The organism is Streptomyces sp. NPDC048185 (assembly GCF_043202495.1).
Classification (GTDB): Bacteria; Actinomycetota; Actinomycetes; order Streptomycetales; family Streptomycetaceae; genus Streptomyces.
This window is the reverse complement of record NZ_JBIDAN010000002.1, coordinates 730,563-750,566: the sequence shown is the minus strand read 5'-3', so window position 1 is coordinate 750,566 and position 20,004 is coordinate 730,563. Positions and strand designations below refer to the sequence as shown.

Here is a 20,004-nt window from a genome sequence, read left to right as displayed (position 1 = left end):
GAGAAAAGAGGTACGGGCCGCTGAACAACGGAAGGCACCGGGCCGTAATAGACGGCATCCCGCGCGGCGAACGGCGGGGGATCAGACGTGCCACACCTGGAGGGTCGTCCGTTGTTCAGCATCACCGTCCGCGATCACATCATGATCGCCCACAGCTTCCGCGGCGACGTCTTCGGGCCCGCGCAACGCCTGCACGGAGCGACGTTCCTGGTGGACGCCACCTTCCGGCGCGAGCAGCTGGACGAGGACGACATCGTCGTCGACATCGGACTCGCCACGCGGGAACTGGGCGCCGTCGTCGCCGAGTTGAACTACCGCAACCTCGACAACGAACCCGACTTCGCCGGTGTCAACACCTCCACGGAGTTCCTCGCCAAGGTCGTCGCCGACCGGCTCGCCGAACGCGTCCACAAGGGCGCGCTCGGCGAGGGCGCCAAGGTCCTGGCCGGTCTCACCGTCACGCTCCACGAGTCGCACGTCGCCTGGGCGAGTTACGAGCGTGCGCTGTGACCGACACGTCCACCGACACGTCCAGTGACACGTCCACCGGAACGACGGCCGGACGCCGCGCCCGGCTCGCCTACGTGCCCGCGCAGCCGGCCCCGAGGAACGGCGGGATCGTCCCCATGTCCCTGCGCTCCGTGCACTTCGTCCTGCCGGGCGGCGTCGACGACCCGGCCGCGCCGAGCGGCGGCAACGCCTACGACCGCCGGGTGGCTCTGGACCTGCCCGGCTTCGGCTGGCGGGTGCGGGGACTGCCCGTGGACGGCGCCTGGCCCCGGCCCGACGCGAGAGCGCGGACGGAACTCGCGCGCGTGCTGCGCCGGTTGCCGGACGGGGCCGTGGTCCTGCTGGACGGGCTGGTCGCCTGCGGGGTGCCGGAGGTCGTCGTCCCGGAGGCCGGACGGTTGCGCATGGCCGTCCTGGTCCACCTGCCGCTCGGTGACGAGACCGGCCTCGACCCGGCCGTGGCCGCCGCGCTGGACGCCCGCGAGCGCGCGGTGCTCCGGGCCGTCCCGGCCGTCGTCGCCACCAGCGACTGGGCGGTGCGCCGCCTCGTCTCCCACCACGGCCTCGACCCGGCCCGCGTCCACGTCGCCGCCCCCGGCGCCGACATCGCGCCGCTCGCGCCCGGCACCGACGGGGTCTCCCGGCTGCTGTGCGTCGCCGCCGTCACGCCTCGCAAGGGACAGCACCGGCTGGTCGAGGCCCTGGCCGAGGTGGCCGACCTGCCCTGGTCGTGCGTGTGCGTCGGCGGGCTCGGCCAGGACCCCGCGTACGTGGGCCGGTTGCGGGCCCTCATCGGGCGCCACGGCCTCCAGGACCGGCTGGTCCTGGCGGGCCCCCGGTCCGGCACCGACCTGGACGCCAGCTACGCTGCCGCCGACCTGATGGTCCTCACCTCGTACGCCGAGACGTACGGCATGGCGGTGACGGAGGCCCTCGCGCGCGGCATCCCCGTGCTCGCCACGGACGTGGGCGGCCTCCCGGAGGCCGTGGGACGCGCCCCCGACGGAGGGGTGCCCGGCATCCTCGTCCCGCCGGAGGACCCGGCCGCGCTCGCCGCCGAACTGCGGGGCTGGTTCGGCGAGGCGGACGTACGGCGCCGGCTGAAGGCGGCGGCACGCGCGCGCCGCGCGGCGCTGAACGGCTGGGCGGCCACGGCACAGAGCCTGGCCGGTGTTCTGCACCGGCTCCCGGCCCGACCGCGGAGGGCGGCATGAAGAGGACGACGGCACCCACCGGCGGGAGGATCCCGGCCCAGCCCGGACCACATGACGCCCCCGACACCACGACGGGGGGCATCCCCGGCACCATGCCGGGCGCCGGACCCGCCGACCGGCGGACCCTGCGGCTGAGGGGGGAGCAGGAAGCAACCCACGACACGCGGCACGAGCACCGGTCACGGCCTGGCACGGCCGAGGGACCACAGGCGGCCGCGGACCCTGAGGCGCCCGACGCCCCTCCCGCGTCCCGAGCGCCAGAAGCACACGAAGCGCCTGAAGCGCCCGAAGACCCCCCGCGCTACGCCCCCGAGTGGCTCCGGCTCCGGGAGGACGCCGACGCCGCCGCGCGGGCGCACGACCTGCTCGACCCGTTGCGGGTCCGCCTCGCCGACCTGCCGGCCCGGGCCGGCGGCCTGGTCGTGCACGACCTGGGCTGCGGTACCGGCTCGATGGGCCGCTGGCTCGCCCCGCTGCTCGACGGCGCCCAGCACTGGGTCCTGCACGACCGGGACCCCTACCTGCTGCACTTCGCCGCGGCCGCCTCCCCACGCTCCGCCGCCGACGGCAGCCGGGTCACCGTGGAGACACGGCGCGGCGAGGTCGCCCGGCTCACCCCGGAGGCGCTGGCCGGCGCCCACCTGGTGACGGCGTCCGCGCTGCTCGACGTCCTCACCGAGCGGGAGGTCGGCGCCCTCGCCGCCGCCTGCGCCGGGGCCGGCTGCGCGGCGCTGCTGACCCTGTCCGTCGCCGGACGCGTCGACCTCACCCCCGCGCACCCCCTGGACGCCGAGATCGCCGACGCGTTCAACGAGCACCAGCGGCGCGCGGGCCTCCTCGGCCCGGACGCGGTCACCGCCGCCGCGGACGCCTTCGCCGGGCACGGCGCGACCGTGCGGGTGCGTCCCAGCCCTTGGCGGCTGGGCCCCGTCGACGCCGCGCTCACCGAACAGTGGCTGCGCGGCTGGGTCGGCGCGGCCGTCGAACAGCGCCCCGGGCTGCGTGAGCCGGCCGACCGCTACCTCGCGGAGCGCCTCGCCGCCTGCGCGGCGGGCGGGCTGCGGGTCGTCGTGCACCACAGCGACCTGCTGGTGCTGTGCCGGCCGACGGGCGGGACCTCGTGAGCGCACCGGCGGTGCGGGCGCCGGCGGCAGCCCCCCGGAGCCCCAGCATCCCCCGCGCCCTGCGCGCGCACCTCGGCAGCGTCGCCGGCGCCGCCATCCTCGCCGTGCTGCTGTGGCGGCTGGGCACCGGCGTCTTCCTCGACGGGCTGCGCAGGATCGACGGCCCCACCCTGCTGGCCGCGCTCGGCATCGGGCTGGTCACCACGGTGTTCAGCGCCTGGCGCTGGGTCCTGGTGGCCCGGGGACTGCGCATCCGGCTGCCGCTCGCCCCGGCCGTCGGCGACTACTACCGCGCCCTGTTCCTCAACGCGGCCCTGCCCGGCGGAGTCCTCGGCGACGTGCACCGCGCGGTGCGGCACGGGCGCAGCGCCGGTGACCTCGGCCGGGGCGTGCGGGCCGTCGTGCTCGAACGCGCCGCCGGACAGCTCGCGTTGCTCGGCGCGGGGGCGGTGGTGCTGCTCACGATGCCGTCCCCGGTGCGGGCCGGGACCCGGCAGCTCGCCCCGCTCCTGGGCCTGGCCGCGCTGGGCGTGCTCGCCGTCGGTCTCGCCCTGCGGATGAACCGTGCCCCCTCGCGCCGTGCCCCCTCATGCCGGGCCCCCTCGCGCCGTGCGCCCTCGCGTCGCGGCCGGGCGCTGCGGGCGACGCTCGGCGAGGCGCGCCGGGCGCTGCTGTCCCGGCGCAACGGCCCGGGGGTCGTGGTGTCGTCCGTCGTGGTCCTCGCCGGGCACCTGACGATGTTCGTGCTCGCCGCCCGGGTCGCCGGGAGCACCGCCTCCGTCGCGGTGCTGACACCGCTGGCCGTCCTGGCGCTGCTCGCCATGGGCCTGCCGCTGAACGTCGGCGGCTGGGGACCCCGGGAGGGCGTCACGGTCTGGGCGTTCGGCGCGGCCGGGCTTGGCGCGGGCAGCGGCCTGGGCGTGGCCGTCGTGTACGGGGTGCTCGGTCTCGTGGCGAGCCTGCCCGGTGCCGTCGTCCTCGTCGTCCGTCGGCGCGCCCCCTCCACGAGGCACGCGGGGCCCGTCGTACCGGACCCCGAACCGCACCACGCGCCCGGCGGGCACTATCCGCGCTCGCCGCCCTGCGGGGGCACCGACACCGTCACCGAAGTGAGCATCGCGACGTACTCGCCGAAGGATTCCGTGAGGCCGGCCAGCAGTTCCCTTCCCTTTTCCGCCGACGCCAGTGAAGGACGCCCGATGACACCGGAATCGGTATAGGCGGACATGCCCAGGGAGAGCAGATGACGCCGGTCGTCGGCGACGAAATCAGCGGCCTCGTAACCGGGCCGGACACATTCGGGATGCGTGTGCAGAAGAATGGACGTCTCGATTTCCCCGGCGTGCATGTCGGTGAGCAGAGACGTGGCCACCCCCGCCCGCCGCCGTGCCGCCTCCCAGTCCTCCGCGGCCGGGAACAGCGCCATCCGCTCGCCGCGCGCGGAGGACTCCTGAACGACGTTGCCCAGCACGTAGTTGCCGCCGTGCCCGTTGACCAGCACCAGGGCTTCGACGCCCGAACGGCGCAGCGACGCCGCGATGTCCGCTACCACCGCGTGAAGGGTCACCGAGGAGATGCTGACCGTGCCCGGCCAGTCCGCGTGCTCGTGCGAGCAGCCGATCGTCACCGGCGGCAGGAGGTGCACCGGGTACGCGTCGGCGATCTCCCGGGCGATGGCGCAGGCGACGAGGGTGTCGGTCGCCAGCGGCAGGTACGGGCCGTGCTGCTCGAAGCTCCCGACGGGCAGCACGGCGACCTGCCGCGCGAGCCCGGCACCGCGCCTGCGCACATCTTCCGTCGTGTCCGCCGGCACCAGTGAAACGTCCATTTCCGCACGGCCTTTCGTCTCCGCTCAGAACCCCGGCTGAGGAACTCGAGAATCATGACAGAAAACATTGGCGTACTCGGCAAGAAGTCACCCCGACGCACGGATGTGGAACGCGTGGTCAACGTGCCGCTGCCCACCGTGTACGGGCAATTCCAGGCGGTCGGTTACTTCGACCACGAGCGCGGTGACGAGCAGGTGGCCCTGGTGTACGGCGATCTCGGCGCCGACCGCGTCCTCACCCGGCTGCACTCGGAGTGCCTCACCGGAGACGCCTTCGGCTCCCGGCACTGCGAGTGCGGTGACCAACTGGCCTGCGCGCTGCGCGCCGTGGCCGCCGAGGGTAGCGGCGTCGTCGTCTACCTGCGCGGGCACGAGGGACGCGGCATCGGACTGCTGGCCAAGCTGCGTGCCATGGCGTTGCAGGCGGAGGGACTCGACACGGTGGAGGCCAACCTCGCGCTGGGCCTGCCGGTGGACGCCCGGGACTACGGCGTCGCCGCCCGCATCCTCGACGACCTGGGCGTGCGGTCGGTACGGCTGATGTCCAACAACCCGCGCAAACGCGAGGCGTTGGTGCGGCACGGCATCCAGGTCGCCGAGCAGGTGCCGCTGCTGATACCGCCGTGCGAGAGCAACATCACCTACCTGCGCACCAAGCGGGAGCGCCTGGACCACCACCTGCCCCACCTGGACGCGGTGGCGCACCTGTCGTCCTGAGCCAGGGGCGGGGGGGGGGGGGGGGGGGGGGGGGGGGGGGGGGGGGCGGGGGGGGGGGGGCCCGCGCCCCCCCCCCCCCGACAGCCCCTGGGCGACGGCGGCTCAGTCCGCCACGGCCTCGTGCACCAGCTGTTTGAGGTCCCGGTGGACGGTCGACGCGGACCTGGGCCGGACCTGGGTCATGAACTGCACCGTCAGGTCACGGCCCGGGTCGACCCAGAAGGTCGTCGTCGCCACCCCGCTCCAGCCGTACGTGCCGAGCCCGGACGGCGCCTGCGTACGGCTCGGGTCGGTCACCACGGAGACACCCAGGCCGAAGCCGACGCCGTCGTTGCCGGGGTCGTCGTGCGCCGGGTGGCTGCCGAAGGAGCGCAGGTCGGTGCCGTCGGGCAGGTGGTTGCGGGTCATCAGGTCCACGGTCGCCGGGGCGAGCAGCCGGACGCCGTCCAGTTCGCCCCGGCGGCGCAGCAGTTCGGCGAAGCGGTGCACGTCGTACGCGGAGGCCACCAGCCCGCCGCTGCCCGACAGGAACCGGGGCCGGCCGCGCAGCGGCAGCCCGGGCACCGGCTCGATGCCGCCGTCGTCCGTCTCCCCGTACAGCTCGGCGAGTCGCTCCGCCTGCTCGTCGGAGACCTCGAACCCGGTGTCCGTCATGCCGAGCGGGCCGAGGATCCGCTCGGCGAAGAAGGTGTCCAGCGCCTGCCCCGACACCACCTCGACCAGCCGTCCCAGCACGTTGCTGGCCACCGAGTAGTTCCACCGCGTGCCCGGCTCGAACTGGAGCGGCAGACTCGCGTACAGGTCGACCGTCTCGGCCAGGCCGGCACCGGGCCGCAGGGACGACTCCAGACCGGCGGCCCGGTACAGCGCGTCGACGGGGTGCGCCCGGTAGAAGCCGAACGTCAGCCCGGCGGTGTGGGTCATCAGGTGCCGGACGAGGACGGGCCCGGCGGCCGGGCGGGTGACGACGTCGTCCGCGTCCCCTTCCACGTGGACCCGCGGCTCGGCGAAGGCCGGGAGGTACCGGTCCACCGGGTCGTCCAGCGACAGCCGGCCCTCCTCCACCAGCATGAGCACGGCCACCGAGGTGACCGGCTTGGTCATGGAGTAGATCCGCCACAGCGTGCCGGGCGTGACCGGCAGCCCGGCCGCCACGTCCCGGCTGCCGTGGACGGTCAGGTGGGCGACCCGACCGCCGCGGGCGAGGGCCACCAGGAAACCGGGCAGCCGCCCCTCGTCGACGAGCCGGACGAAGTGCCGGTCGAGCCGTTCCAGCGACTCCGGGTCCAGCCCGGCCGCGTCGGGGTCGGTCTCCTGCCGCAGTGGTCCCATCGCCGCCGCCCTCCTCGCTCGCCGGACGAGGTGGGTGCGGGGTACCCCGGGGGCGCGGTCCCAGACGTCAGGGCCGGGCGTTGTGGGCGGTGCGCGCCTCGATCGCGCGCAGGACCGCGACCATGTCCTCGCCGCCGTGTCCGAGTGACACCGTCTCCTCGAACAGGGCGTGGCAGGCGTCGAGCAGGGGAGAGGCGAGGCCGGTGGCACGGGCGGCCTCGGCGATCAGGCGGTTGTTCTTCAGGACGTCCAGCGCCGCCGCCTGCACCCCGAAGTCGCCCTCCAGCAGTTTGGGCGCCTTCATGCGGGACACCGCGCTGGCCATCGGTCCCGCGTCCAGGACGTCGAGGAACAGCCGTCCGTCCAGGCCCTGGCGTCCGGCGAAGTGGAAGGCCTCGGTGAGGCCCGTGACCTGGGTGATCAGGAACAGGTTCACCGACAGCTTCATCAGCAGGGCGTTCGGCGCCGGTCCGCAGAGGAACGTCTCCCGGCACAGCGGGGCGAGCAGCGGACGCACCGTCGCCACCGCCTCCGGCTCCCCGGCGAGCATCGCCACCAGCTCGCCGTTCTCCGCCGGGACCCGGGACCCGGACACGGGGGCCTCGACGTAGCGTCCGCCCGCGGCGCGGATGTCGGCCTCCAGGCCCTGCGAGTACGCGGGCGAGGTGGTGCCCATGTGGACGACGAGGCGGCCGGCGACGCGGGCGGGGAACTCCTCCGTGCCGCGGGCCAGGACGTCGTCCACCGCCCGCTCGTCCGCCAGCATGAGGATCACCGTCTCCGCGCGGTCGAAGACCTCGGCGGGGCAGGACGCCACCTCGGCGCCGACCGCGCGCAGCGGTTCGGCGCGGGCGGCGGTGCGGTTGCCCACCACGAGGGGGGTGCCGGCGCGGGCCAGCCGGAGGGCCATCGGCCGGCCCATCACTCCGAGACCGAGAAAGCCGACGCGCATGGTGCACCGTCCGTCGTCCGGGGGCGGTGGCGTTCCCGGCGGCCGGGGAAGGGGCGCCGCACGCCTATGACAGCCGTCATAGTAGCCGGGTTTATGACAGCCGTCATAGAGTGGCCGGGCACGGGCGGCACGGCGGGAGGTCGGTGATGGGGGAGTCCGGGCGGGGGCCGCGCGAACGCATGGTGTTCAGCGCCGCCCAGCTCATCCGGCGCGACGGCGTGGGAGCCACCGGCATGCGGGACGTCGCCGCCCACGCCGGTGCGCCCCGGGGTTCGCTCCAGCACTACTTCCCGGGCGGCAAGGAGCAGCTCGTCGGGGAGGCCCTGCAGTGGGCGGGCCGGTACGCGGCACAGCGTGTCGCGCGCTTCCTGGCCGGGGCGGAGCGGCCGACGCCGAGCGGGCTGTTCGACGCGATGGTGCGCCAGTGGACCGACGAGTACGGGACGGCCGGCTTCGCCGCCGGCTGCCCCGTGGCGGCCGCGACGGTCGACTGCGCCGAGACCTCCGAGGCCACCCGCGAGGCGGCCGCCGAGGCCTTCGGCACCTGGACCCGCCCGGTCGCCGACGCGCTCACCGGCATGGGCGTCCCCGAGGCGCGGTCCGCACCGCTCGCCACGCTGATGATCAGCGCGCTGGAGGGAGCGATCCTGATCGCCCGCGCCGAACGGGACGTCCGGGCCTTGACCGCGGTCTCCCGGGAGCTCGGCCCGCTCCTGGACGCCGCCGCCACCGGGGGATGAACCGACGGGCGGCGACGTGCCGCCGGGTGCGGCGCGCGCGGCCGGTGACGTCAGGCCGTCACCGTCTCCGCCTCCGGCTGTGACGCCTCGTCGCGGGAGCGCTCGCCGAGGTCCTCCGTCGGGACGTCGTGGGTCTCGCGGGCCGAGAGCGCGGCGATCACCGGCGGGACGCACAGGGCCGCCGTGAACAGGGCCACCGCGACCCAGTCGTCGCCGTCCGGACCCGCGATCCGCGCGGCGAACGTCACCGCGAAACCGGCCACCGCGAAGCCGATCTGGGTGCCGATCGCCACCCCGGACAGCCGGACGCGGGTGGAGAACATCTCGCCGTAGAAGGCCGGCCAGACGCCGTTCGCGGCGCTGTAGACGACGCCGAAGGCCACGATGCCCGTCAGGAAGGTCAGCGGGTAGGAGCCGGACGAGACCGCCCACAGGTACAGGAACATCGTCACCGCGCTGCCCACCGCGCCGATCAGGTACACCGGGCGCCGGCCGATGCGGTCGGACAGCGTCGCCCACAGGGGGATCGCGGCGAGCGCGGCGACGTTCGCGAGGGCGCCCACCCAGAGCATCGCGGTACGGGACATGCCGACCGCGTCACCGGTGGCGTACGCCAGCGCCCAGACCGTGAAGATCGTGCTGACCGAGGCGATCAGCGCGCCCGCGACCACCCGCAGCACGTCCGCCCAGTGGTCGCGCGCCAGCACGGCCAGCGGCATCTTCACGACGCCCTCCGTGGCCGCCTGCCGGGCGAAGGCCGGCGTCTCGTCGAGCTTGCGCCGGATGACGTAGCCGACGGCGGCGACCACGACGCTCAGCCAGAACGGCACGCGCCAGCCCCAGGACAGCAACTGGTCCTCGGGGAGGGCGGCGATGGGCAGGAAGACCAGGGTGGCGAGCAGTTGCCCGCCCTGGGTGCCGCTGAGGGTGAAACTGGTGAAGAAGCCGCGTCGGCGCGCCGGCGCGTGTTCCAGCGTCATGGAGTTGGCGCTGGCCTGCTCACCGGCCGCGGAGATGCCCTGCAGGACGCGGCACAGCACCAGCAGGACCGGGGCGAGCGTGCCGACCTGGGCGCGGGTGGGGAGACAGCCGATGAGGAACGTGGACACGCCCATCAGGACCAGCGTGAAGACCATGATCTTCTTGCGGCCGAGGCGGTCGCCGATGTGGCCGAGGAAGAACGCGCCGACCGGGCGGGCGGCGTAGGCGACGCCGAACGTGGCCAGCGACAGCAGCGTCGCGGTGGCCGGGTCCGACTCGTCGAAGAAGACCTCGGGGAAGATCAGCGCCGCGGCGCTGCCGTAGATGAAGAAGTCGTAGTACTCCAGGGCGCTGCCGATCCAGGCGGCCAGCGCCGCCTTCTTCGGCTGACCGGGCGGGGCGGCGTCGTGGGACGCGGGTGCGGGGACGGACACGGCGTGCTCCTTCGGGGGACTCCACCGTAGGCGGAGTGAGCGGAGTGAGCGGAGGCGAGGACGGCCGGTGGGCTAATTAACCCACTGGATAGTTAGTCGCGGTTGGCTACGGATGTTGCGCGCAGGTTTCCCGCGTGTCAAGGGGTCGCGCCCGCGCGGCCGCCGCGGCGGTCAGTCCGCGGCGCGCTCCGCCGTGAGGTAGGCGATCACCATGTCGCCCAGCATGGCGCGGTAGTGCTCGCGCCGGTCCGGGGCCACCAGGTCCCGGCCGAACAGGGCGCCGAAGGTGGCCCGGTTGGAGACGCGGAAGAAGCAGAACGCGCTGATCATCGCGTGCAGGTCGACCGCGTCCACGTCCGCCGTGAACAGGCCCGACTCCTGGCCGGTCGCCAGGATCCGGCGGATCACGTCCAGCGCGGGCGAGCCCATCCGGCCCAGCGCCTCGGACGCGGCGATGTGCTCGGCGCCGTGGATGTTCTCGATGCCGACCAGGCGGATGAAGTCCGGGTGCTGCTCGTGGTGGTCGAACGTCACCTCCGCGAGGCGCCGGATCGCGGCCACCGGGTCCAGGTGCTCCACGTCGAGCTCCTGCTCGGCCTCCCGGATCACGCCGTACGCCCGCTCCAGCACGGCCGTGAACAGCTGCTCCTTGCCGCCGAAGTAGTAGTAGATCATCCGCTTCGTGGTGCGGGTGCGGGCGGCGATCTCGTCGACGCGGGCCCCGTCGTAGCCGGCCCGGGCGAACTCGCGCGTGGCCACGTCGAGGATCTCGGCCTGAGTGCGGGCGGCGTCGCGGATGCGCCCGTTCGGTCGTGCCGGCTCGTCGACGCTGGTCATCGGGTTCCTTCGGCTGGGGCGGGGGCGGTCCGGTGATTGTAGAAGCCCGGTCCGCGCACCGGGCCGGGAGTGGTCAGGTCTTCCCCCGGCCCTCACTCGGCTGCTATGACTAACGTACTGGTTCGTACATTAGTCATCCGTGATGGAGGTCCAGGTGGCCAAGGACTCGTTTCTCGTCGGACTGATCGGTTCGGGGATCGGCCCGTCGCTCAGCCCGGCACTGCACGAGCAGGAGGCCGACCGCCAGGGTCTGCGCTACGTGTACCGGCTGATCGACATCGACGTGCTCGGCGTCCCGCCCGAGGCCGTCGGCGACCTGCTGCGCGCCGCCCGCGACCTGGGCTTCGACGGACTGAACATCACCCACCCGTGCAAGCAGCTCGTCATCGGCCACCTGGACGCCCTCGCCCCGCAGGCGGAGGCGCTGGGCGCGGTCAACACCGTCGTCTTCGACGAGGACGGCCGGGCGACCGGCCACAACACCGACGTCACCGGCTTCGCCGCCTCCTTCGCCCGCGGGCTGCCCGACGCACCGCTGGAGCGGGTCGTGCAGCTCGGCGCCGGAGGCGCGGGCGCCGCCGTCGCCCACGCCACGCTCACCCTGGGCGCCGGACGGGTCACCGTCGTCGACGCGGTGCCGGAGCGGGCCGCCGCGCTCGCCGCCTCGCTGAACCGGCACTTCGGCGACGGCCGTGCCGCCGGTTTCGGCCCGGACCGGCTCCCCGAGCTGCTCGGCGGGGCCGACGGCATCGTGCACGCCACCCCCACCGGCATGGCCGCCCACCCCGGGCTGCCGCTGCCCGCCGGCCTGCTGCACCCCGGGCTGTGGGTCGCCGAGGTCGTCTACCGGCCCCTGGAGACCGAGCTGCTGCGCACCGCCCGGGCGCTGGGCTGCGCCACGCTCGACGGCGGCGGCATGGCCGTCTTCCAGGCCGTCGACGCGTTCCGGCTGTTCACCGGGCGGGAACCCGACGCCGTGCGGATGCTCGCCGACATCACCGACCTGGCGGGCGCCCTCGGCGCCCCGCGGTAGAGAAGAGGCAGTCACGTGCGGACGTCCATCGCCACCGTCTCCCTCAGCGGTTCCCTCACCGAGAAGCTCACGGCCGCCTCCCGGGCCGGCTTCGACGGCGTGGAGATCTTCGAGAACGACCTGCTGGCCAGCCCCCTGACCCCCGAGGAGATCCGCGCACGCTGCGCCGACCTCGGACTCACCGTCGACCTCTACCAGCCGATGCGCGACATCGAGGCACTGCCCGAGGACGCCTTCACGCGTGCACTGCGCCGCGCCCGGCACAAGTTCGCGCTGATGGGCAGGCTCGGCGCGGACACCGTCCTGGTCTGCTCCAGCGTCTCCCCGCACGCCGTGGACGACGACGACCTCGCCGCCGAACAGCTCAGCCGCCTCGCGGACCTGGCCCGCGACCACGGCGTCCGCGTCGCCTACGAGGCGCTGGCCTGGGGCCTGCACATCAGCACCTACGACCACGCCTGGCGCGTCGTGGAGAGCGCCGGGCATCCGGCGCTCGGCACCTGCCTCGACAGCTTCCACATCCTCTCGCGCGGCAGCGACCCCAAGGGCATCGAGGACATCCCCGGCGAGAAGATCTTCTTCCTCCAGCTCGCCGACGCCCCGCTGCTCGCGATGGACGTCCTCCAGTGGAGCCGGCACTACCGCTGCTTCCCCGGCCAGGGCGGCTTCGACGTCGCCGGACTGCTCGGGCACGTGCTGCGCACCGGCTACGACGGCCCGCTCTCCCTGGAGGTCTTCAACGACGTCTTCCGGCAGTCCGAGGCCGGCCCCACCGCCGTGGACGGCCGGCGCTCCCTGCTCATGCTCCAGGAGCAGGCCGGCCTCACGGCGCAGCCCGCCCCCGTCGTGCCCCGCGGCGTCGCCTTCGCCGAACTGGTCACCCCCGACGCCGCCCCCGTCTCGGCCGTGCTCGACGCGCTGGGCTTCACCCGCACCGGACGCCACCGAGGCAAACCCGTCGACCTGTGGCAGTGGGGCGACGCCCGCGTCCTCGTCAACACCGGACCGGCCGAGCGCCGCGACGGCACCCGCCTCGCCGCCGTCGGCCTCGAGTCGCCCGACCCCACGGGGGCGGCCCGCCGGGCCGAGGCCCTGCTCGCCCCGGTGCTGCCGCGCCGCCGCGCCCCGGGAGACGCCCCGCTGGAGGCGGTCGCCGCGCCCGACGGCACGGAGCTGTTCTTCTGCGCCACCGGACGCCCCGGACTGCCCGACTGGCGGGCGGACTTCGAGGACACGGGCGCCGTCGCCGAGGCCGGCCCCGAGCGGCGCGTCGACCACCTCTCCCTCGCCCAGCCCTGGCACCAGTTCGACGAGGCGGCGCTCTTCCACCGCAGCGTCCTCGGGCTGCGCCCGCAGGAGAGCGTGGACGTCGCCGACCCCTACGGCCTGCTGCGCAGCCGCGCCGTCACCACCGGCGACGGCGCCGTGCGCATCGTGCTGACCGTCGGCGCCGCGCCGGCCGACGACACGGCTCACGCCCAGCACATCGCCCTGGCCACCGACGACGTGGTCGCCGCCGCCCGCCGCTACCGCGCCGCCGGCGGTCCGCTGCTGCCGATCCCGGCCAACTACTACGACGACCTCGCCGCCCGCTTCGAGTTCGCGGACGGCGAGCTGGAGACGTACCGGGAGCTGGGCATCCTCTACGACCGCGACGAGCACGGCACCTTCCGGCACTGCTACACGCACACCGTCGGCCGGGTCTTCTTCGAACTCGTGCAGCGCGACGGCGGCTACCGCGGCTACGGCGCGGCGAACGCCCCGGTCCGGCTGGCCGCGCAACACGCCGTACGGGGCTTCACCGGCGGCTGACACGACGACGCCCCCGCCCGGCCGGAGGGCCGAACGGGGGCGTGGCCGCGGGGCGTCACTTCTTCGCCGACTCCACGGCGTGCCCGCCGAACTGATTGCGCAGCGCGGCGATCATCTTCATCTGCGGGGAGTCGTCCTGCCGGGACGCGAACCGCGCGAACAGCGAGGCGGTGATCGCCGGCAGCGGCACCGCGTTGTCGATGGCCGCCTCGACGGTCCAGCGGCCCTCACCGGAGTCCTCGGCGTAGCCGCGCAGCTTCTCCAGGTGATGGTCCTCGTCGAGCGCGTTGACGGCCAGGTCGAGGAGCCAGGAGCGGATGACGGTGCCCTCCTGCCAGGAACGGAAGACCTCGCGGACGTTGTCCACGGAGTCGACCTTCTCCAGCAGCTCCCAGCCCTCCGCGTAGGCCTGCATCATGGCGTACTCGATGCCGTTGTGGACCATCTTGGAGAAGTGCCCGGCGCCGACCTTGCCCGCGTGGACGTAGCCGTACGGGCCCTCCGGCTTGAGCGCGTCGAAGATCGGCTTCAGGTCGTCGACGCACTCCTTGTCGCCGCCGACCATCAGGGCGTAGCCGTTCTTCAGGCCCCACACACCGCCCGAGACGCCCGCGTCGACGAAGTGGATGCCGCGCTTGCCCAGCTCCTCGGCGTGCTTCTCGTCGTCCGTCCAGCGGGAGTTGCCGCCGTCGATGACGGTGTCGCCGGGCTTGAGCAGCGTCGCCAGCTGGTCGATGACGGCTTGCGTGGCGCCTCCGGCGGGGACCATCACCCAGACCGCGCGCGGCCGCTCCAGCTGCTCGACGAGCTCGACCAGGCTGGCGACGTCGGCCTTCTCCGGATTGGTGTCGTATCCGACGACGGTGTGGCCGGCGTTGCGCAGGCGCTCGCGCATGTTGCCGCCCATCTTGCCGAGACCAACGAGACCGATCTGCATGTCAGTGCCCTTCCTTCAGTTCACGGTAGGCGGCCACCAGCGCGGCCGTGGACGGGTCGAGACCGGGCACGTCCGCGCCCTCGGTCAGGGCGGGTTCGACGCGCTTGGCGAGGACCTTGCCGAGCTCCACGCCCCACTGGTCGAAGGAGTCGATGTGCCACACCGCGCCCTGCACGAACACCTTGTGCTCGTACAGCGCGATCAGCTGGCCGAGCACCGACGGGGTCAGCTCGCCGGCCAGGACGGTCGTGGTGGGGTGATTGCCGTGGAAGGTGCGGTGCGGCACCTGCTCCTCGGGCACGCCCTCGCCCCGCACCTCGTCGGCGGTCTTGCCGAAGGCGAGCGCCTGGGTCTGGGCGAAGAAGTTGGCCATCAGCAGGTCGTGCTGGGCCTTGAGCTCGTCGCTCAGCTCGGCCACCGGCCGGGCGAAGCCGATGAAGTCCGCCGGGATCAGCTTGGTGCCCTGGTGGATCAGCTGGTAGTAGGCGTGCTGCCCGTTGGTCCCGGGCGTGCCCCACACCACGGGGCCGGTCTGCCAGTCCACCGGGCGGCCCTCGCGGTCCGTCGACTTGCCGTTGGACTCCATGTCGAGCTGCTGGAGGTAGGCGGTGAACTTCGACAGGTAGTGGCTGTAGGGCAGGACCGCGTGCGACTGGGCGTCGAAGAAGTTGCCGTACCAGATGCCCAGCAGCCCGAGGATCAGCGGGGCGTTGTCCTCCGCCTCGGCGTTGCGGAAGTGCTCGTCGACGATGCGGAAGCCGTCGAGCATCTCCCGGAAGCGGTCCGGGCCGATGGCGATCATCAGGGAGAGACCGATCGCCGAGTCGTACGAGTAGCGACCGCCGACCCAGTCCCAGAACTCGAACATGTTGGCCGTGTCGATGCCGAAGCCGGCGACCTTCTCGGCGTTCGTCGACAGCGCCACGAAGTGCTTCGCGACCGCCTTCTCCTCGCCCCCGAGCCCGGCCAGCAGCCAGGAACGGGCCGAGGTGGCGTTCGTGATGGTCTCGATCGTGGTGAACGTCTTGGACGCCACGATGAAGAGGGTCTCCGCCGGGTCCAGGTCCCGCACCGCCTCGTGCAGGTCGGCGCCGTCCACGTTGGACACGAACCGGAAGGTCAGCGAGCGGTCGGTGAAGGCCCGCAGCGCCTCGTACGCCATCGCCGGACCGAGGTCGGAGCCGCCGATGCCGATGTTGACCACGTTGCGGATGCGCTTGCCGGTGTGGCCGGTCCATTCGCCGGAACGGACCCGGTCCGCGAAGTCGGCCATCTTGTCCAGGACGGCGTGGACCTTGGGGACGACGTTCTCGCCGTCGACCTCGATCACCGCGTCCCGCGGGGCGCGCAGCGCGGTGTGCAGCACGGCGCGGTCCTCGGTGATGTTGATCCGCTCGCCGCGGAACATGGCGTCGCGCAGCCCGAACACGTCCGTGGCGGCGGCCAGTTCCCGCAGGAGCGACAGCGTCTCGTCGGTGACCAGGTGCTTGGAGTAGTCGATGCGCAGGTCGCCGACGCGCACGACGTACCGCTCGGCCCGGCCCGGGTCCCGGTCGAACAGCTCGCGCAGATCCGGACGCGCGAGGGCGTCCGCACGGTGGTCCTTCAGCGCCGTCCACTCGGGGCGGGCGGTGAGCTCGGGGGTGTCAGACATGGACGGGCGTCTCCTTGTCGGCCTCGCCGCGCAGGGCGATGGCGTACATCTCGTCCGCGTCGAGGCGCCTGAGCTCCTCGGCGATGAGTTCGGAGGTGGGGCGGACCTTCAGCGCGAGCGAGCGCGGGGGCTGGTCCGGCAGGGTGAGTGTGGCGAGCGGGCCCTCGGGACGGTCGATGACGATCTCCCCGTTCGCGGTGCCCAAGCGGACGGCGGTGACGACCGGGCCGTCGGTGACCACCCGGTCGACCCGGACGTCCAGCCGGGCCTCCAGCCAGCGGGCCAGCAGCTCGGCGGCCGGGTTGTCCGCCTCGGCCTCCACGGTCGCCGAGGTCACCGGCACCCGGGCCTGGTCCAGCGCCGCGGCCAGCATGGAGCGCCACAGCGTCAGCCGGGTCCAGGCCAGGTCGGTGTCGCCGGGCGCGTAGGAGCGGACCCGCTTCTCCAGGACCTCCATCGGCCGCTCGACCGCGTACAGGTCGGTGATGCGGCGCTGGGCCAGCGCGCCCAGCGGGTCCTTCGCGGGGTTGTCCGGCGCCTCCACCGGCCACCACACGACGACCGGGGCGTCCGGCAGCAGCAGCGGCAGCACCACCGAGTCGGCGTGCTCGGACACCTCGCCGTACATGCGCAGCACGACGGTCTCGCCGGTGCCGGCCTCCGAGCCCACCCGGACCTCGGCGTCGAGGTGCGAGCGGGTGCGGTCGCGCAGGTTGCGGGCGTGCCGCTTGATGACGACCAGGGTGCGCGAGGGGTGCTCGTGCGAGGCCTCCTCGGCGGCCTTCATCGAGTCGTAGGCGTTCTCCTCGTCCGTGACGATGACCATCGTCAGGACCATGCCCACGGCCGGGGTGCCGATGGCGCGGCGGCCCTGCACCAACGCCTTGTTGATCTTGCTTGCCGTGGTGTCGGTCAGGTCGATCCTCATGGCCTGCGCCAGCTCCGTCCGTCTCGTGCGAGCATCTCGTCGGCTTCCCGGGGGCCCCAGCCACCCGAGGCGTACTGTGCGGGCCTGCCGTGCGTGGCCCAGTACTCCTCGATCGGATCGAGGATCCGCCAGGACTCTTCCACCTCCTGGTGACGGGGGAACAGGTTGGCGTCGCCCAGAAGGACGTCCAGGATCAGCCGTTCGTACGCCTCCGGGCTCGACTCCGTGAAGGACTCGCCGTACGCGAAGTCCATGGACACGTCCCGGATCTCCATCGACGTGCCCGGCACCTTGGAGCCGAAGCGCACCGTCATGCCCTCGTCGGGCTGGACGCGGATGACGATCGCGTTCTCGCCCAGCTCCTCCGTCGCGGTGGAGTCGAAGGGGGAGTGCGGCGCCCGCTGGAAGACCACCGCGATCTCCGTGACCCGGCGGCCCAGCCGCTTGCCGGTGCGCAGGTAGAACGGGACGCCCGCCCAGCGGCGGTTGTCGATCGCCAGCCTGACCGCGGCGTAGGTGTCCGTGGTGGAGGCCGGGTCGATGCCCTCCTCCTCCAGGTACCCGGGGACCTGTGCGCCGCCCTGCCAGCCGCCCGCGTACTGCCCGCGCACGGTGTGCTTCCCGAGGTCGTCCGGCAGCCGCACCGCCTTCAGCACCTTCAGCTTCTCGGTGAGCAGCGACGCCGCGTCGAAGGAGGCGGGCTCCTCCATCGCGGTGAGCGCGAGCAGCTGGAGCAGGTGGTTCTGGATGACGTCACGGGCGGCGCCGATGCCGTCGTAGTAGCCGGCCCGGCCGCCGATGCCGATGTCCTCGGCCATGGTGATCTGCACGTGGTCCACGTAGGACCGGTTCCAGATCGGCTCGTACATCTGGTTGGCGAAGCGCAGCGCCAGGATGTTCTGGACGGTCTCCTTGCCCAGGTAGTGGTCGATGCGGAAGACCTGCTCCGGGTCGAAGACGTCGTGCACGAGCGCGTTCAGGTCGCAGGCGCTGTCCAGGTCGTGCCCGAACGGCTTCTCGATGACCGCGCGGCGCCAGGAGCCCTCCGGGGCGTCGGCCAGCCCGTGCTTCTTGAGCTGCTGGACGACCTTTGGGAAGAACTTCGGCGGGACCGAGAGGTAGAAGGCGTAGTTGCCGCTGGTGCCGCGGGAGGCGTCCAGTTCCTCGACGGCCTTGCGCAGCTGTTCGAACGCCTCGTCGTCGTCGAAGTCGCCCGGGATGAAGCGCATGCCCTCGGCGAGCTGCTGCCAGACCTCCTCGCGGAACGGCGTGCGCGCGTGCTCCTTGACGGCGTCGTGCACGACCTCGGCGAAGTCCTGGTTCTCCCAGTCCCGGCGGGCGAAGCCGACCAGCGAGAAGCCCGGCGGCAGCAGTCCCCGGTTGGCGAGGTCGTACACGGCCGGCATCAGCTTCTTGCGGGACAGGTCGCCGGTGACGCCGAAGATGACCAGGCCGGAGGGGCCGGCGATGCGCGGGAGGCGGCGGTCCTGCGGATCGCGCAGGGGGTTGCTCCAGTCGAGCGGTGCCACGGGCTCGACGGTGCCGTCACCGCTCGTCGCGCTCTCCGCCTTCCGGGCGGCACCGGCCGCCCCGGACTTCTTGGCGGACCGTGCGGACCTGCCCGCCCGGGCGCCCCCGGGGGCCTTCGCGGCCGGCGGCCCGTCGGTCTCCTCGCCCGTCAGCGCTCCGGCGGCCTCCTGGGACGCCTTCGCCTCCTTGGCTTCCTTCGTCGCCTTGGTCTCGTGGACCGTCGTAGCGGGAAGCTCCTCGCTCATTCCCCGTCAACTCCCTTGCTGTTGAGGGACTTCGTCACGGCGTCGAGCAGGTCCTGCCAGGCGGCCTCGAACTTGGCGACGCCCTCCTGCTCCAGCTGCTCCACCACCTCGTCGTACGGGATGCCGAGCCGCTCCACGGCCGCGAGGTCGGCCCGGGCCTGGGCGTAACCACCGGTGACCGTGTCGCCCCGGACGTCACCGTGATCGGCGGCGGCGTCCAGGGTGGCCTCCGGCATCGTGTTCACGGTGCCGGGAGCGACCAGCTCCTCCACGTACAGGGTGTCCCGATATGCGGGGTCCTTCACCCCGGTGGACGCCCACAGGGGGCGCTGGGCGTTGGCCCCGGCCCCGACGAGGGCGGCGAAACGCTCGCCCGGCCGCGTCGAACCGCCGGCGGAGCCGAACACCTGCTCGTACGCCTCGTAGGCCAGTCGCGCGTTGGCCAGCGCCGCCCTGCCCTTCAGGGCGAGGGCCTCGTCCGTGCCCAGCAGGGTCAGCCGCTTGTCGATCTCGCTGTCGACGCGGGAGACGAAGAAGGACGCCACCGAGTGGATGCCCGACAGGTCGGTCCCGGCCGCCCGCGCCTTCTCCAGACCGGCGAGGTAGGCGTCCATGACCTCGCGGTAGCGCTCCAGCGAGAAGATCAGGGTGACGTTGACGCTGATGCCCGCGCCGACGACCTCGGTGATCGCCGGGAGACCGGCCTTCGTCGCCGGAATCTTGATCATCACGTTGGGGCGGTCGACCAGCCAGGCCAGCTGCCGGGCCTCGGCGACCGTGGCCGTCGTGGCGTGGGCCAGGCGCGGGTCGACCTCGATGGAGACCCGGCCGTCCCGGCCGCCGGTGGCGTCGTACACCGGGCGCAGCACGTCGGCGGCGGCGCGGACGTCGGCCGTGGTCATCATGCGGACGGCCTCGTCGACGGTGACGCCCCGGGTCGCCAGGTCGGCGAGCTGCTCCTCGTAGCCCTCTCCGGAGCCGATGGCGGCCTGGAAGATCGACGGGTTGGTGGTGACGCCGACGACGTCCTTCGTGTCGACCAGCTCGGTGAGGTTGCCGGACTCGATCCGCCGCCGCGACAGGTCGTCCAGCCAGATGGAGACGCCCGCCTCGGACAGGCGTCGCAGTGCTCCCGCGGTCGCGGTTGCTTCGGTCACAGTGATCATCTTCTCTTTCTGCGGTTCTTCCGGCTTTCG

General features: G+C 73.3%; 17 protein-coding genes and 1 pseudogene. 8 read left to right on the top strand and 10 right to left on the bottom strand.

What is annotated here, in order from left to right; all coding sequences use genetic code 11:
- Nucleotides 1–111 precede the first annotated feature (111 nt).
- The 4 genes and pseudogenes from ACGF3H_RS09380 to ACGF3H_RS09365 form a co-directional block, all read left to right on the top strand.
- Complete coding sequence (locus ACGF3H_RS09380) at nt 112–510, top strand: 6-carboxytetrahydropterin synthase (protein ID WP_362488246.1); 399 nt, start codon at nt 112–114, stop codon at nt 508–510.
- Complete coding sequence (locus tag ACGF3H_RS09375) at nt 507–1,724, top strand: glycosyltransferase family 4 protein (RefSeq protein WP_362488248.1); 1,218 nt, start codon at nt 507–509, stop codon at nt 1,722–1,724. The genes ACGF3H_RS09380 and ACGF3H_RS09375 overlap by 4 nt, the downstream gene beginning before the upstream one ends.
- A complete protein-coding gene (locus ACGF3H_RS09370; protein WP_362488250.1) occupies nt 1,721–2,848 on the top strand; it encodes a trans-aconitate methyltransferase in 1,128 nt (375 codons plus the stop codon). The genes ACGF3H_RS09375 and ACGF3H_RS09370 overlap by 4 nt, the downstream gene beginning before the upstream one ends.
- Nucleotides 2,821–3,804 (top strand): annotated as a pseudogene (locus tag ACGF3H_RS09365) (lysylphosphatidylglycerol synthase transmembrane domain-containing protein); the annotation flags it as partial. The gene ACGF3H_RS09370 and the pseudogene ACGF3H_RS09365, both read left to right, overlap by 28 nt.
- Nucleotides 3,805–3,911: 107 nt before the next feature.
- Here ACGF3H_RS09365 and ACGF3H_RS09360 read toward each other — a convergent pair.
- A complete protein-coding gene (locus ACGF3H_RS09360) occupies nt 3,912–4,676 on the bottom strand; it encodes a creatininase family protein (RefSeq protein WP_362488252.1) in 765 nt (254 codons plus the stop codon).
- 54 nt (nt 4,677–4,730) lie between these two features.
- Here ACGF3H_RS09360 and ribA point away from each other — a divergent pair, with 54 nt between their 5' ends.
- On the top strand, nt 4,731–5,393 hold the full coding sequence (gene ribA / locus ACGF3H_RS09355; protein ID WP_362488254.1) for a GTP cyclohydrolase II: 663 nt from the start codon (nt 4,731–4,733) through the stop codon (nt 5,391–5,393).
- A gap of 102 nt (nt 5,394–5,495) precedes the next feature.
- Here ribA and ACGF3H_RS09350 read toward each other — a convergent pair whose 3' ends face one another.
- Complete coding sequence (locus tag ACGF3H_RS09350; RefSeq protein WP_362488256.1) at nt 5,496–6,725, bottom strand: serine hydrolase domain-containing protein; 1,230 nt, start codon at nt 6,723–6,725, stop codon at nt 5,496–5,498.
- Between the two features lie 67 nt (nt 6,726–6,792).
- The gene (locus tag ACGF3H_RS09345) at nt 6,793–7,677 is read right to left on the bottom strand and encodes an NAD(P)-dependent oxidoreductase (protein ID WP_362488258.1); all 885 of its coding nucleotides are present in this window, start codon (nt 7,675–7,677) and stop codon (nt 6,793–6,795) included.
- 146 nt (nt 7,678–7,823) lie between these two features.
- Here ACGF3H_RS09345 and ACGF3H_RS09340 point away from each other — a divergent pair, with 146 nt between their 5' ends.
- Complete coding sequence (locus ACGF3H_RS09340) at nt 7,824–8,417, top strand: TetR/AcrR family transcriptional regulator (RefSeq protein WP_362488260.1); 594 nt, start codon at nt 7,824–7,826, stop codon at nt 8,415–8,417.
- Between the two features lie 50 nt (nt 8,418–8,467).
- Here the strand turns inward: ACGF3H_RS09340 and ACGF3H_RS09335 are convergent, their stop codons facing one another.
- Both ACGF3H_RS09335 and ACGF3H_RS09330 read right to left on the bottom strand, forming a co-directional pair.
- The gene (locus ACGF3H_RS09335) at nt 8,468–9,832 is read right to left on the bottom strand and encodes an MFS transporter (protein ID WP_362488262.1); all 1,365 of its coding nucleotides are present in this window, start codon (nt 9,830–9,832) and stop codon (nt 8,468–8,470) included.
- Between the two features lie 171 nt (nt 9,833–10,003).
- Nucleotides 10,004–10,669: a TetR/AcrR family transcriptional regulator gene (locus ACGF3H_RS09330; RefSeq protein ID WP_362488264.1), complete on the bottom strand. Its 666-nt coding sequence runs from the start codon at nt 10,667–10,669 to the stop codon at nt 10,004–10,006.
- 154 nt (nt 10,670–10,823) lie between these two features.
- Here ACGF3H_RS09330 and ACGF3H_RS09325 point away from each other — a divergent pair, with 154 nt between their 5' ends.
- Together ACGF3H_RS09325 and ACGF3H_RS09320 are read left to right on the top strand one after the other, a co-directional pair.
- A complete protein-coding gene (locus ACGF3H_RS09325; protein ID WP_362488440.1) occupies nt 10,824–11,702 on the top strand; it encodes a shikimate dehydrogenase in 879 nt (292 codons plus the stop codon).
- A gap of 15 nt (nt 11,703–11,717) precedes the next feature.
- Nucleotides 11,718–13,514, top strand: coding sequence for a TIM barrel protein (locus ACGF3H_RS09320; protein ID WP_362488266.1), 1,797 nt, complete (start codon nt 11,718–11,720; stop codon nt 13,512–13,514).
- Nucleotides 13,515–13,569: 55 nt separating this feature from the next.
- On the opposite strand, the gene gnd is transcribed toward ACGF3H_RS09320, so the two are convergent.
- Genes gnd through tal form a run of 5 tightly spaced genes read right to left on the bottom strand, consistent with a single transcriptional unit; the run spans nt 13,570 to nt 19,974 of the window.
- Nucleotides 13,570–14,451, bottom strand: coding sequence for a phosphogluconate dehydrogenase (NAD(+)-dependent, decarboxylating) (gene gnd / locus ACGF3H_RS09315; protein ID WP_362488268.1), 882 nt, complete (start codon nt 14,449–14,451; stop codon nt 13,570–13,572).
- 1 nt (nt 14,452) lies between these two features.
- The gene (pgi, locus tag ACGF3H_RS09310; RefSeq protein ID WP_362488270.1) at nt 14,453–16,105 is read right to left on the bottom strand and encodes a glucose-6-phosphate isomerase; all 1,653 of its coding nucleotides are present in this window, start codon (nt 16,103–16,105) and stop codon (nt 14,453–14,455) included.
- Nucleotides 16,098–17,033, bottom strand: coding sequence for a glucose-6-phosphate dehydrogenase assembly protein OpcA (gene opcA, locus ACGF3H_RS09305; protein ID WP_362488272.1), 936 nt, complete (start codon nt 17,031–17,033; stop codon nt 16,098–16,100). The genes pgi and opcA overlap by 8 nt, the downstream gene beginning before the upstream one ends.
- Nucleotides 17,030–18,808: a glucose-6-phosphate dehydrogenase gene (gene zwf / locus ACGF3H_RS09300; RefSeq protein ID WP_362488274.1), complete on the bottom strand. Its 1,779-nt coding sequence runs from the start codon at nt 18,806–18,808 to the stop codon at nt 17,030–17,032. The genes opcA and zwf overlap by 4 nt, the downstream gene beginning before the upstream one ends.
- Nucleotides 18,805–19,974 carry a transaldolase gene (gene tal / locus ACGF3H_RS09295; RefSeq protein WP_362488276.1) on the bottom strand — a complete coding sequence of 390 codons (1,170 nt, stop codon included), beginning with the start codon at nt 19,972–19,974 and terminating at the stop codon, nt 18,805–18,807. The genes zwf and tal overlap by 4 nt, the downstream gene beginning before the upstream one ends.
- Between the last annotated feature and the right edge of the window lie 30 nt (nt 19,975–20,004).

Excerpts from the sequence above, each read along its gene's own strand:
- pgi (WP_362488270.1), bottom strand. The coding sequence starts at position 16,105 with ATGTCTGACACCCCCGAGCTCACCGCCCGCCCCGAGTGGACGGCGCTG.
- ACGF3H_RS09360 (WP_362488252.1), bottom strand. The coding sequence starts at position 4,676 with ATGGACGTTTCACTGGTGCCGGCGGACACGACGGAAGATGTGCGCAGG.
- ACGF3H_RS09330 (WP_362488264.1), bottom strand. The coding sequence starts at position 10,669 with ATGACCAGCGTCGACGAGCCGGCACGACCGAACGGGCGCATCCGCGAC.
- ACGF3H_RS09350 (WP_362488256.1), bottom strand. The coding sequence starts at position 6,725 with ATGGGACCACTGCGGCAGGAGACCGACCCCGACGCGGCCGGGCTGGAC.
- opcA (WP_362488272.1), bottom strand. The coding sequence starts at position 17,033 with ATGAGGATCGACCTGACCGACACCACGGCAAGCAAGATCAACAAGGCG.
- ACGF3H_RS09370 (WP_362488250.1), top strand. The coding sequence starts at position 1,721 with ATGAAGAGGACGACGGCACCCACCGGCGGGAGGATCCCGGCCCAGCCC.
- ribA (WP_362488254.1), top strand. The coding sequence starts at position 4,731 with ATGACAGAAAACATTGGCGTACTCGGCAAGAAGTCACCCCGACGCACG.
- ACGF3H_RS09345 (WP_362488258.1), bottom strand. The coding sequence starts at position 7,677 with ATGCGCGTCGGCTTTCTCGGTCTCGGAGTGATGGGCCGGCCGATGGCC.
- ACGF3H_RS09340 (WP_362488260.1), top strand. The coding sequence starts at position 7,824 with ATGGGGGAGTCCGGGCGGGGGCCGCGCGAACGCATGGTGTTCAGCGCC.
- zwf (WP_362488274.1), bottom strand. The coding sequence starts at position 18,808 with ATGAGCGAGGAGCTTCCCGCTACGACGGTCCACGAGACCAAGGCGACG.
- tal (WP_362488276.1), bottom strand. The coding sequence starts at position 19,974 with ATGATCACTGTGACCGAAGCAACCGCGACCGCGGGAGCACTGCGACGC.
- gnd (WP_362488268.1), bottom strand. The coding sequence starts at position 14,451 with ATGCAGATCGGTCTCGTTGGTCTCGGCAAGATGGGCGGCAACATGCGC.